The sequence below is a fragment of the Microcystis sp. M179S2 genome (genome assembly GCF_020245805.1).
Classification (GTDB): Bacteria; Cyanobacteriota; Cyanobacteriia; order Cyanobacteriales; family Microcystaceae; genus Microcystis; species Microcystis aeruginosa.
The window spans coordinates 1-12,262 of the sequence record NZ_JADBUE010000086.1 but is presented as its reverse complement, the minus strand read 5'-3'; the positions used below and the strand labels follow the sequence as shown (position 1 = coordinate 12,262).

Sequence of the window (12,262 nt, the reverse complement as noted above, 5' to 3'; positions counted from 1 at the left end):
TTTTCTTTTCTATGATTACCCAATCCTCAATTACTGCCGGGGTAAAAAATTCAGCTATGGCGGATTTTGTTTATCAACCTCCCCGGGCAGCTATCACAGCTAAACGTATTTTAATTAAACCTAATTTAGGTTATCCTGTGCCACCACCGGTAACGGTTAGTCTGCCGGTATTAAGTCAAGTTTTGCGGGGATTGAGAGGGGTAAATCCAGGGGCAGAAATTATCTTATTAGAGGGAGTATGTTCGGCTATTTCTTTGAGAGAAATTATCGATATTTTGGGAGTAAAATCTATTCTCGATCCTGGAATAACTATTCTTGATGCTGATAGTTTACCCCAGCAAGAATATCCGAATCTTTCCCCTTTTCCTGTCCGTTTTCCCTCGATGTTTGCCCCTAAAATTATCGAAGAAGTGGATTGTCGGATCACGATTGGAACCTTAAAACGCACCCATTTAAAGGATAAACCCCTGATTTCTGCTTCTTTAAAAAATCTCTATGGACTCTTTCCCCGTAGTCATTATAAAGCCCGTAGTCCCAACTCGCGGGGGCAATTACATCGCCCCTCCGTACCGCTAATTTTACAGGATGTTTATTTTTGTATCGGTCATCTTTTTGATGGGGCAGTGGTGGACGCTAATCTTAAATATTTTAGTAGCAATTGGCGACCGGATCGAGGAAAATCTATTCCTCTCGGTCAAGTGTTTTGGGGTGATGATATGATTAGCGTGGACCGCAGTGCTTGTCTGTTAGGTGATGAACCAATGCCAAGTTATTTAGATGCGATCGATTTGCTTCGTTCTCAACTTTTAAACGGAACCAATTAGGGTTAAAAAAGTTTCTTGGTGGGGTTAGGAGTCGGTCGCCGGTCGTCGGGAGGGGAAGTCAGAATAACAGAATGACCTCGCGCAATCCTGTTTAAAAAATATACAGGAGAGTGGGGATCACCGGAGCGGGGGGAACAATGCATAACTGGGTTTTTACGGAAGGGAGCGAGGTAGCGTTTGGCATTCTCAAAGATTAACCATTGTCGGTTAAAGCAACTGCTCTTTAGGTTGCCCAAAACCCCCCCTCGGTGAGGATGTCAAGCGTCTATCCAGATGCTGCCGTCTTCGATGCGAAGGGGATAAACGGGTAAAGCTTGGGGTTGAGAAACTGCCGCCATCGCTTTGTTAACCACAGGGGGCCAGGTAATCCAGTCTTTGACAGCACCACTACAGAGATCAAAAGAACTACGATGCCAGGGACAAACGATCGCGCCGTCTTCGGTAATTTTGCCCTTCGTCATCGATAATTTTAAATGAGGACAACGATTACCGACGGCGTGGAATTGACCGTTATTGTTAATCAACAGAATGGAATTTTCCCCCACTTTTACCACTTGACGGGCGCCGGGGGCAAGGGAATCTACAGATAATACTTTTGTCCAACTCATATTTTTATTTAACTAAGGGAGAGATCGAGAATCGTTTCGGGGTAATTTTGGGCAATAATATCCTGTTTAGCCCATTGTTGGTAATCTTGCAACAATTGACTCATTAAACGCTGTTTAATCCGCAATAAAACCCCTTTTAAGAGACTATTACCGGCGATTTCTAACAGCGGACGCGGGGTTAACCATAATGGCGGTGGTAGGGCGACTTTCACCTCAAGATTGGCTTTTCCCGCTAGATAGGTTTGATTATTTTTTTCCACAGGAGCGAGTTTGCCTTTAACATTGAGGCTAAAGCGATCGTTGATATAATCAATACCTTTGATCTGACAGTCTTCTGATTGCAAAAATATCGTCCCCTCAGAGGTAGCCCAGACATTAAGAATAACCGTGGGCTGAAAATAGTACATATTCAAGAAGTTTAGGGGACGCATTTTTAGGCGAAACCTATTCTCAGACAAGTGTTCTGTTAAGCTAGTCTCAACGATAGCCTGTACTAATCTTTGCGGTTGGCGCAGATAATGCTGAATCGGGATGGTTTGTTCAGCAACAACAATTTCTAGGGATTCGGCAGCGGTAAAAGTTACTTCCATACGTTGGTTATCTTAAATTTGTCTCCCTTCTTAATTTTACTTTACAAAACTTATGCTTTTCGACAGTCCAGATGTAGAAATTTTACCGCTAAGAGGGGACACAAACCAGATTTTTGCCCAAAGTTGGGCTTTTTTCAGTGATCAGTGATCAGTGGGGGGTTTTAAGTCAACAGTGGGGGGGAGCGGGTTTTTCAAGTTGGATTGGGAGTTAATCATGCTATTAAAAACCGATTCAGTATAACGGTTAAGTTAGACCGTCTTCACCGATAACTTTGGCTGAGTCATAACGCTTCAATCGTAACGCGCCTACCTTCCACTGCCTCAATCTGAAGTTTAAAGCCATACAAAAGACCCATCCCCACTAACGGCTCTGCATCAGAAGCTGCCACATCAATAATCTGCTCTTGACCATCCCAGATCACAGAAGCTTTGTATATTTCAAAAACGACTTCGCTCCCATCGCCTAATGTGCCAATATCTCGATAGTGCCAAGGCAAACCAATATCTGTGATGACAGAAAGCGGTAAAGACAAAAAGCTGGTGAATCCAGTGTCAATGATAGCATCGAGTGCTATTTTCGGTGAGCCGATACGACCGACTGCAACTTTGATGATTGCTTCACAATTATTATTGACCACACCGAACATCATACTGGCTTTCTCTGGCTGCGACTGCCAAAACGGAAGACGGCTCTATGTCCAATCCGAATCACCCAAGGTTGAGCATCAGGGACACGCTCATAGAGATGATCGGTAGCAGTAATCGTATCGTCGGCAAGCTCAAACGCTCCAGTTTCGATGTCGAGCGCCACAATTCTCCCGTGATTTCCCTCCTCCACTTGAGAACGTACCTGAGATTGATAAATCTCATTACCACGTCGAGCGAATTCTTCTTTGCTGTAGCGGGGTTGTCGAACTGTCATTGGCTTGACCCTGGGGCAACTTTTGCCCCTCTATTTTAACCTAAACATCGGAAATCTTCGCTAACATTCCCCAACTGGGTCCACAAGAGCGGCATCGCACCTAAACCCACAACTTCAATCAATGAGCATGGTGCGTTCCTCAAAAATCGATCAGTGGAGCAGTGGGAGCCACATTAGGGAACGCACCCTACAAGATCGGCGATCGCACTCTGTGCTTTTTTGGACAGCAATGGTTGAAACCCTTGCCACACCTACAAGGTAATCCTAATTAAGACGGGTAAATTAGTCAATTTCACCAGCAATGATGATCTTTTTTTTGTGTAGTTTTATTGCAAAAAAAAAGTTTTTTTGACAAAAAGCACAAAGTGTGATATGAACCGAACGTATTTCTGGCTGCCAGTAGTTATTGCAGAGTGGGAGTTGGGGAGAAGGGAGAAGAGCAAAGAGAGAAGGGAGTGGGGGAATTATGAATTGGGGAGATGGGTGATGGGGAGATGGGAAGTGTCGTGAAGTTAAGTCCAAAAGATCAACAGGCTCTACAATGATAACAAGTGAGACCTCCAAGTAAGGAAAAATGATTATAATGAAGCCGATAGACCTAATTAAAGTCTTGATTGCCGACGATCACGAGCTAACTTGTTTAGTAATCAAGACTTTAATTTCCCAGCAGCCGCATTGTCAGGTGGTGGGAATTGCTGTTAATGGTCAACAGGCTATGGCATTGGCGAAAATTTATCAACCAGATGTAATTATTTTAGATGTACGGATGCCTGTCTTAAATGGACACAGCGCCGCTATTCAGATCAAACAATTCGACCCTTATCGCCTATAGTTCCTTGCCAAAGCTTCCAATGGAAAAAAATAATCAAAGTACAGCTTTTGACTTATACTGCTCTAAAGATATATCTTCCCAAGCTCTGATCAAAGCGATCGATTACTTGGGAAAATTAGCACAATCGGACAAACATCAATCCCGTCGAGTCGGATAGTTAACTAAGTTTTTCTTCAGGAAAAGTTGCTTGAAACTCATCGAGTAATTCATCCAACTCCTCAAGAGCTTGATTAACATCTAATCTCAGGCCGCCAATGTCGGGTTTATCGCGCAATTGCAGTAAATAATCCCGTTTATTGGCCATTTGTTGCACTTTATCGATCAAGCTGGTTTTATCCATAATTCACCCTCTGGTACTGACTGCGATTATATATCAGTCAGCCCCTATCAGTGGCTCTCCTGCAAAAATCAAAAATCTTCCCTTAGGTGAGGAGACAGAAAACCCTGAGACAGGAGGATAAAAAAAGACAAGAGACAAGCACCCTATCTATAAAAACCACATTTTGAACCGATAGCAGCTCGATAACCTAACTTCTGTAGCAGATATACTGATAACTAATAACTGATTTTCCTATGTTCCCTGTAGATTTTCACCGCTCAGAAATAACTACCGTTGCCGATCCTATTTATCTAGAAATCTTTAAAAATCTCTATCAATTTATTGCCGAACAAATGGGGATTACTCTCCAAAATACGGCAGCAAGTGTCAATATTAAAGAGCGTCTAGACTTCTCCTGTGCTATCTTTGATGAGGGGGGAAATTTAATCGCTAATGCTCCTCATATTCCCGTCCATTTAGGCTCTATGGCCGATAGTGTTAAAAGCTTAATTCAGGATAAGGGGGAGACGATTCGTCCAGGGAATGTTTATCTAGCTAATAATCCTTATAATGGCGGTACTCACCTGCCAGATGTCACAGTAATTAGTCCTATTTTTGACCGCCAAAATCAGGAAATATTATTTTATCTTGCCTCCCGGGGACATCAAGCTGATATCGGTGGCATTACCCCCGGTTCTATGCCTCCCCACTCTGTCCATATTAGCGAAGAAGGAATTTTATTCGATAATTTTTTGCTGGTAGCGGCGGGACAGTTTCGGGAACAAGAATTAATTAATCACTTAACTAATAGTCCTTTTCCTGCACGCAATATCGCCCAAAATATTGCCGATTTTCAAGCACAAATAGCCGCTAATGCCAAGGGGGAAAGAGAATTACATAATATGGTTGATCGCTACGGATTAGCTATGGTTAAAGCCTATCAACAGTTTGTTCAAGATAATGCGGAATTAGCGGTTAGAAAAGCTATATCTGTCCTGAAAGATGGTGAATTTACTTATTATCTGGATAACGGTGCTGTCATCAAGGTCAGAATTAGCATAGATATTGATAATTGTCAAGCAACCATTGATTTTACTGGCACATCTGACCAGTTAAATAATAATTTTAATGCACCCCTAGCAGTGACAAGAGCGGCGGTTTTATACGTTTTTCGTACCCTTGTGGAGGAGGCAATCCCTTTAAATGCTGGCTGTTTCAAACCCCTCCATTTAATTATCCCGTCTGGCTGTTTTCTTAATCCCGTTTATCCAGCGGCCGTAGTAGCAGGAAATGTAGAAACTTCCCAGGCAATAGTTAATACTTTATACGGTGCTTTAGGCATTCAGGCAGCCAGCCAAGGGACGATGAATAATTTCACTTTTGGCAATCAAGAATATCAATATTATGAGACTATTTGTGGCGGTTCTGGTGCGGGAGCAAATTTTGCGGGAACTGCTGCCGTACAAACCCAGATGACTAATTCCCGTCTCACCGATCCGGAAGTATTAGAAATGCGCTATCCTGTGTTAGTAGAAAGTTTTAGCATTCGCCACGATAGTGGCGGCAGGGGACAATATTCTGGAGGTGATGGTGTGATTAGAAGAATTAAATTTCAAGAGGCTATGACTGCTAATATTTTATCGGGTAATCGCCAGATTCCCCCCTTTGGACTAGCGGGAGGAAAAGCAGGTAGAATAGGACGTAATGCCGTGGAAAGAAACGATGGAACTATTGAAGAATTGCCCGGTACAGCGACTGTAGAAATGAACCCTGGTGATATTTTTATTATTGAAACCCCCGGCGGTGGTGGCTATGGAAATCGCTGAACGATAACTTTAATTTTAATTAAGTACCTAAGCAAAATTAAGTAAGTGGTTATAATTAAATTAAAGATGGATCCCCCCTTAATCCCCCCTTAATAAGGGGGGTGTCTGACGATTTACTTATTAATTCATGACAATTATCTTAGCGATCGAAACCAGTTGCGATGAAACGGCTGTGGCTATTGTTAACAATAACCGTGTGTTGAGTAGTGTGGTTTCTTCTCAAATTGATCTCCACCGTCTCTATGGCGGTGTTGTGCCGGAAATGGCCTCCCGACAACACCTAGAAACCATTAATTTTTGTCTAGAAAAAGCTTGGCAAGAAACGGGGTTAAATTGGTCAGAAATTGATGGAATAGCCGCCACAGTTGCCCCCGGTTTAGTAGGTGCTTTAATGGTGGGAATGACGGCGGCTAAAACCCTGGCTATTGTCCACGATAAACCCTTTATCGGCATTCATCATCTCGAAGGTCATATCTATGCTTCCTATCTCGCTGAATCTGATCTTAAACCTCCTTTTTTATCTCTTTTAGTCTCTGGGGGTCATACCAGTTTAATCCATGTGCAGGCCTGCGGCAAATATCAACAATTAGGAACCACTAGAGATGATGCAGCCGGAGAAGCTTTTGATAAAGTGGCACGATTATTAAACTTAAGTTATCCCGGAGGTCCGATAATTGATCGCATGGCTAAAGATGGTAATCCCCAAGCTTTTCCCTTACCGGAAGGTAAAATATCTTTACCAACCGGCGGTTTTCATGCCTACGATTCCAGTTTTAGCGGTTTAAAAACTGCTGTTTTGCGCTTAGTAGAGAAATTCGAGCCAGATAATTTACCCGTAGCTGATATAGCCGCTAGTTTTCAAGATACGGTAGCCAGAAGTTTAACCCGTCGGACCATCAATTGTGCCTTAGATTATGGCTTAAAAACTATCGCGATCGGGGGAGGAGTGGCTGCTAATAGTGCCTTAAGAAATCATCTGGAAACTGCCGCCAAAAATCATGATTTAACCGTCTATTTTCCGCCGCTTAAACTCTGTACCGATAACGCCGCTATGATTGCTCGCGCTGCCGTTGATCATTATGATCTTGGTCATTTTTCTGACCTTTCTCTCGGTGTTCGTTCCCGTTTACCTTTAAGCGAAGTTATGCAATTATATAATACGTCAGATTTTTAGCTATCAGCCGTCAGTATTTAGAATTGAGGAGATTGCTTTTATCTATTCTCCCCATCTCCCCACCCCACTTCATAATGTTTGGCTTTTTAAATCTCAATAAACCCCCCGATTGGACTTCTCACGATTGTGTGGCCAAAGTCCGAAAAATTCTTAAGACAAAACGAGTCGGCCATGGCGGAACTTTAGATCCTATGGCCACGGGAGTTTTACCGATCGCCGTCGGGGCTGCCACCCGATTACTGCCCTATTTACCCGAAAATAAGGCCTATCGGGCAAAAATCCAGTTAGGACTCAGCACCGATACCGATGATATTACTGGGAAAGCGATCGCCACTTGTCCCTGGCCCGATTTAACTTTAGAGGCGGTTAAGCCCCATTTAGCGGAATTTATTGGCAATATTGCCCAAATTCCGCCGATGTATAGTGCTATTCACAAGGATGGTCGCCGTCTCTACGAATTGGCGCGCAAAGGGGAAATAATCGCAGTGGAGCCTCGTCAGGTCAAAATTGACCAAATTACGGTTTTAGGCTGGTTAGAGGGCGAATTTCCGCAAATAGAGCTAGATATTCACTGTGGATCGGGGACTTATATCCGTTCCCTGGCCAGAGATTTGGGCAAGGTGTTAGCTGTCGGTGGCACTTTAGCCAGTTTAACGCGCACGGAAAGCTGTGGTTTTCAGTTAGCCGATAGTATTAATCTCGAAGCTTTAAGGGCTAATTCCGAGGGTTTAATTTCACCTCGCATTGCCTTGGCGCATCTAGACTGGATTTCTTTGACGTCAGAGAGAGTTATCGATTGGTTTCACGGCAGAAAAATTAATCTCACCGATGCAAATGTTATGATTGGTTCTCTGGTTGCCGTCGAGTCTTTAGAAGCTCAATTTCTCGGCATTGCTGAGATAGTTGTCAGAGAAGATGAATACTACCTACAGCCTAAAATAGTTATTCAGCAATAGGGTTAATAATTAGGGTCTGCTGAAAAAGTTTTTCGTGGGGACAGGGTGTGGGGTGTGGGGAGAATAAATAAAGTAATCTCCTATCTCCTGACTCCTGACGACCGACTCCTAACCCTAACAACAGTTTTTGATTTTTACAATAGGTCTGGTATAAACCCACTGATTATGATTTTTTCTGGCCACGACTTTTTTAGAAGCGACCAAAGATTTTAGACAAAGATTGAGCATAGAAACGGGACGATTTAAGCGCTCACTCAATTCTTGAACTGTGATTCCTTGAGGATAAAATTGCATAAGTTCAAAAATTTGTGCGCTAGTATTTAGTCCTTTTGTCGGACTAATAATCTTGATAGCCAAGGCTAGTAATCGGGAGAAACGACAGGCCATTAGACCATTGTTTGTCGCTGCTTTGTTCCGATCGATCTAGCCTTTTTTTTGAGAAGTTATCAGGGTTTAAAGTGCTAATAAAACCTAGACGGAAATAGAGATTAATTTGTTCCCATAATCTCTTGAATAGCAGATAAAAGGCGATCAATCTCCCCATCGGTCCCGATAGAAATCCGCACATAATTCTGAATGCGAGGATGTTTAAAGTATCGCACTAATATCTGACGCTCTTTGAGTTGATTATATAACTCACTGGCACTAATGTTGGGGGGAGAAGCGAGGATAAAATTAGCTTCCGAGTCAAAAACAATGAATCCCAACTCGCGCAAAGAAGTAATTAAACGGCCGCGGGTTTGACGGACTTTTTGCCAAACTTCCTCAAAATAATTATGGTGTTTTAAAGCTGCTGTGGCTAAAGTTTGAGCGATGCGATCTAAATTATAGGAATCACGCACCTTATCCATCTGTTCGATAATGGCCCCGGAAGCAAAACCGAAACCGACTCTTAACCCCGCTAAACTATAACTTTTCGACATAGTGCGACTAATGATGACATTATCGTAACGGGAGAGAAAATCGAGATGATTGTCATCACTAAAATCCACATAAGCTTCATCAATTAATACCACTCCCGACGCATTAGCACAGGTTGCTTCTAAATAGTCGCGATCAAGATGTTTACCGAGGGGAGGATTAGGGGAAGCCAGAAAAATTAATTTAGCTTCCGGACAAATAATCGGTCCTTCTAATGCAAATTTATCATTAGTGGGAAATTCGATAATATTTGCCCCGTGTACCCGGGCAATTGTCTCGTAAAGGGAATAGGTTAAATCTAAAAAAGCGACGCTTTCGCAAGGGTTAACAAAAGTTCGCAGGGCGATATTGAGGATATCATCGGAGCCATTACCCGCGATTATCTGATCGGCTGCTATGCCGTATAATTCCGCCGCCGTTTGCCGTAACTCTTTGGAGATAGGATCGGGATAGAGTCGGACTTTCTCTAATTGCTCTGGCAGGTGGGCAAAAATTTCCGCCGGTGGGGGATAGGGGTTCTCATTGGTGTTAAGTTTGGTAAATCCCGCAGTTTGGGGCTGTTCTCCCGGAGTGTAAGCGGGGGTTTGACGAACACAATCGCGTGTGGGTAGCATGAACTCTCTGGAGCGGCAATTTCTAGCAAGCTTTCTATTGTAACAAATCCTCGCCGATGATCGGGGGTTGAATAGATGTCAACCCCTACCGGTAAAACTAATTAAGGTTGGCTGAATAAATCTAAAAACCTTGTTGGATAATATCTTTAGGCTTTTTTGAAATCAAAAAGTGCCAGCGATTGGAGTGATTGGGGGGAAAATTCAGGGACTTTTTCCCTAAAAATTAGGTAATTGACTCCCTGAAAATGGGTAAAACCCCACACCCCACACCCCACACCCCACACCCTGCCACCAGGAAAAACTTTTCAGCAAACCCTAATTAAGGTTCTACCCAACGGCCATCGGCTTTAATTAAATTAATCAACTCGCTTACACCTTCACTTTCGGGGACGCGTTTAATTTCCTCGCGACCGCGATAAAGGGAGATATAACCGGCCTGTTTCCCTACATAACCATAGTCTGCGTCGGCCATTTCTCCCGGTCCGTTGACAATACAACCCATAACGGCGATATCGAGTCCGGTGAGGTGTTGAGTCGCTGCGCGCACTTGCTGCAGGACATCTTCTAAATTAAAAAGAGTGCGACCACAGGAAGGACAGGCGACGTATTCGACCATGGTTTTCCGCAGTCCCAGGGCCTGGAGAATGCTGTAACAGACGGGAATTTCCTTTTCGGGAGCTTCCGTCAGAGAAACGCGAATCGTATCACCAATACCGTCCGCTAAGAGAGTGGCAATCCCGGCAGTGGATTTAATTCGTCCGTATTCCCCATCTCCTGCTTCAGTAACACCCAAATGCAGGGGATAATCCATACCCAACTCGTCCATGCGCTTAACCATGAGACGATAGGCGGCTACCATAACTGGCACGCGGGAAGCTTTCAGGGAAATGACCAGATTGCGAAAATCGAGGGATTCGCAGATGCGGATAAATTCTAAAGCCGACTGTACCATTCCTTCGGGGGTGTCGCCGTAGGTAAAGAGCATTCTTTCGGCCAGAGAACCGTGGTTAACGCCGATTCGCATCGCTTTATCTTGATCTCGCAGGGAAACTACTAAAGGTTTCAGAGTTTCGGCTATTTTTTCGCCAATTTCATCAAATTCTGCTTGACTATACTCGCTGCGGTCGGCTTTCGGTTTCTCGAAAACGTACAAACCGGGGTTAATCCGCACTTTATCGACGTGCTTGGCCACTTCTAGGGCGATTTTCATGCCGTTGTGATGTACATCGGCTACTAACGGCACAGGTTGATAGGTGGCGAGCAGTTTTTCCCTAATTTTAGCTAAAGCGGTGGCGTGAACCAGACTCGGCACGGTGACGCGGACAATTTCACAGCCGATTTCATGGAGGCGACGGATACCTGCCACGGAACCATCTATATCAAGGGTATCCTCGTTAATCATCGACTGCACGACCACGGGATGACCACCACCGATGGTAACGCCACCTACCTGGACGGGACGGGTTTTGCGCCGGTGAATCGTGGTGTCGAATTCGGAGGCAGTTGCGGGAGGGTTGAGCGTCGATTCCAAGGTTTGCATAGGACTATCACCAACAATCACTCTCCCTATTCTCTCAAAGAACAGCAACAGATTCTAGCCACTCTAATAAAATTGGGTTAAAACGGTCCGGACATTCATCCTGTAAACAATGACCGGCCCGTTCAAATTCTACATATTTAATCCTAGGATTAAGGGAGACAAAACCCTGGGCTAACTGGACGGGAACCATCCGATCTTGCTTGCCCCAACACAATAAAATCGGGATTTGTAAGCGTGGTAAAATTAACTTTGCCGGTGGACAATATTCGGGATGATTGACAGCTTGTGCTAGGGAAATAAAGGCCTCGGCTGCCCCCTCATCTAGGGTTGGGGCGGCGATAATTTGTACTAATTCGTCGCTGACTGCTTTCTTGTCTTCGTAGGCGATTCCTGTCCATTTTTTCAAGACTTGCGGACGACGCAGATAGTAAAAAATCGGTTTTAATAGCCAAGGAGAAGTGAAAAAGTTTTCGATGGGAGTGACGATATTTAATAACCAATCGGCGATCATTTCCCGCCGACGGCTGACATCGGGTAAACTGAGCATAACTAATCCGGCTACCATTTCTGGGTATTTACCCGCTAGGGCCATACTAACTAAAGAACCGATCGAATTTCCCACTAATACCACCGGTCTATTGATAAAAGTTTGCCAGAAATCGTGTATCTGTTCCACCCAGAGATTAACGGTATAGGGAACCTGTACTTTGCGCGAACCACCAAAACCTAATAAATCTACTGCGTAAACTCGATGATTTTGGCTGAGAATAGGAATATTATGGTGCCAATGTTCGATCGCCGCTCCAAATCCATGCAGTAAAATTAAAGGGGGTTTATCGGCATCTTGGGGGTTTTTTGCCGGCATAAAACTATAACGAATTTGCCAACCGCGCCACACCCAATCCCGTTGATAACCGATGCGTTCTGTCCAAGCTGGTGAAGTTGTCACTTAAGTCAAACAATTAAGAGGTTTTCAGGAAATATTATTCTAAGTAGGTAGGAGTTAAAAATTATCAGATGCCCCCCTTATTAAGGGGGGACTAAGGGGGGATCGGCACCCCCCTTATCAAGGGGGGCAGGGGGGATCGGCACCCCCCTTATCAAGGGGGGCAGGGGGAATCGAACCTAAAATCCAT

Annotated in this window: 15 protein-coding genes; 6 read left to right on the top strand and 9 right to left on the bottom strand. The window is 44.1% G+C overall.

The window, feature by feature from the left end; translation table 11 throughout:
- The first annotated feature begins 11 nt into the window (after positions 1-11).
- A complete protein-coding gene (locus IM500_RS04930; RefSeq protein WP_190723552.1) occupies positions 12-824 on the top strand; it encodes a DUF362 domain-containing protein in 813 nt (270 codons plus the stop codon).
- 257 nt (positions 825-1,081) lie between these two features.
- Here IM500_RS04930 and IM500_RS04925 read toward each other — a convergent pair whose 3' ends face one another.
- The 4 genes from IM500_RS04925 to IM500_RS04910 all read right to left on the bottom strand — a co-directional run bounded on the left by IM500_RS04925 (position 1,082) and on the right by IM500_RS04910 (position 2,944).
- On the bottom strand, positions 1,082-1,432 hold the full coding sequence (locus IM500_RS04925) for a Rieske (2Fe-2S) protein (RefSeq protein ID WP_002731942.1): 351 nt from the start codon (positions 1,430-1,432) through the stop codon (positions 1,082-1,084).
- A gap of 8 nt (positions 1,433-1,440) precedes the next feature.
- The gene (locus IM500_RS04920) at positions 1,441-2,022 is read right to left on the bottom strand and encodes a DUF1997 domain-containing protein (RefSeq protein WP_149106723.1); all 582 of its coding nucleotides are present in this window, start codon (positions 2,020-2,022) and stop codon (positions 1,441-1,443) included.
- Positions 2,023-2,303: 281 nt separating this feature from the next.
- Positions 2,304-2,672, bottom strand: a complete 369-nt coding sequence (locus IM500_RS04915) for a clan AA aspartic protease (RefSeq protein ID WP_190723554.1) — start codon at positions 2,670-2,672, stop codon at positions 2,304-2,306.
- Positions 2,669-2,944 (bottom strand): hypothetical protein, encoded by a 276-nt coding sequence (locus IM500_RS04910; RefSeq protein WP_190723556.1) that lies wholly within the window; start codon positions 2,942-2,944, stop codon positions 2,669-2,671. The genes IM500_RS04915 and IM500_RS04910 overlap by 4 nt, the downstream gene beginning before the upstream one ends.
- A 583-nt stretch (positions 2,945-3,527) precedes the next feature.
- Here IM500_RS04910 and IM500_RS04905 point away from each other — a divergent pair.
- The gene (locus IM500_RS04905) at positions 3,528-3,776 is read left to right on the top strand and encodes a response regulator transcription factor (protein ID WP_242034756.1); all 249 of its coding nucleotides are present in this window, start codon (positions 3,528-3,530) and stop codon (positions 3,774-3,776) included.
- Between the two features lie 19 nt (positions 3,777-3,795).
- Positions 3,796-3,933 (top strand): hypothetical protein, encoded by a 138-nt coding sequence (locus IM500_RS04900; protein ID WP_242034757.1) that lies wholly within the window; start codon positions 3,796-3,798, stop codon positions 3,931-3,933.
- On the opposite strand, the gene IM500_RS04895 is transcribed toward IM500_RS04900, so the two are convergent.
- Positions 3,934-4,116, bottom strand: coding sequence for a hypothetical protein (locus tag IM500_RS04895; RefSeq protein ID WP_002763844.1), 183 nt, complete (start codon positions 4,114-4,116; stop codon positions 3,934-3,936).
- A 233-nt stretch (positions 4,117-4,349) separates the two neighbouring features.
- Between IM500_RS04895 and IM500_RS04890 the strand changes: the two genes are divergently transcribed.
- The 3 genes from IM500_RS04890 (at position 4,350) to truB (ending at position 8,051) form a co-directional block, all read left to right on the top strand.
- Positions 4,350-5,921 carry a hydantoinase B/oxoprolinase family protein gene (locus IM500_RS04890; RefSeq protein WP_287737856.1) on the top strand — a complete coding sequence of 524 codons (1,572 nt, stop codon included), beginning with the start codon at positions 4,350-4,352 and terminating at the stop codon, positions 5,919-5,921.
- Between the two features lie 127 nt (positions 5,922-6,048).
- Complete coding sequence (gene tsaD / locus IM500_RS04885; RefSeq protein ID WP_190723560.1) at positions 6,049-7,095, top strand: tRNA (adenosine(37)-N6)-threonylcarbamoyltransferase complex transferase subunit TsaD; 1,047 nt, start codon at positions 6,049-6,051, stop codon at positions 7,093-7,095.
- A 74-nt stretch (positions 7,096-7,169) separates the two neighbouring features.
- Positions 7,170-8,051 (top strand): tRNA pseudouridine(55) synthase TruB, encoded by an 882-nt coding sequence (gene truB / locus IM500_RS04880; protein WP_190723563.1) that lies wholly within the window; start codon positions 7,170-7,172, stop codon positions 8,049-8,051.
- A gap of 114 nt (positions 8,052-8,165) precedes the next feature.
- Here the strand turns inward: truB and IM500_RS04875 are convergent, their stop codons facing one another.
- The 4 genes from IM500_RS04875 to IM500_RS04860 form a co-directional block, all read right to left on the bottom strand.
- Entirely contained in the window at positions 8,166-8,438 is a 273-nt protein-coding gene (locus IM500_RS04875; RefSeq protein ID WP_287737853.1) for a winged helix-turn-helix domain-containing protein, read from the bottom strand.
- Between the two features lie 101 nt (positions 8,439-8,539).
- A complete protein-coding gene (gene hisC, locus IM500_RS04870; RefSeq protein ID WP_287737852.1) occupies positions 8,540-9,586 on the bottom strand; it encodes a histidinol-phosphate transaminase in 1,047 nt (348 codons plus the stop codon).
- 319 nt (positions 9,587-9,905) lie between these two features.
- Complete coding sequence (gene ispG / locus IM500_RS04865; protein ID WP_190723569.1) at positions 9,906-11,126, bottom strand: (E)-4-hydroxy-3-methylbut-2-enyl-diphosphate synthase; 1,221 nt, start codon at positions 11,124-11,126, stop codon at positions 9,906-9,908.
- A 34-nt stretch (positions 11,127-11,160) separates the two neighbouring features.
- Positions 11,161-12,075, bottom strand: a complete 915-nt coding sequence (locus IM500_RS04860; protein ID WP_190723571.1) for an alpha/beta fold hydrolase — start codon at positions 12,073-12,075, stop codon at positions 11,161-11,163.
- Positions 12,076-12,262 lie beyond the last annotated feature (187 nt).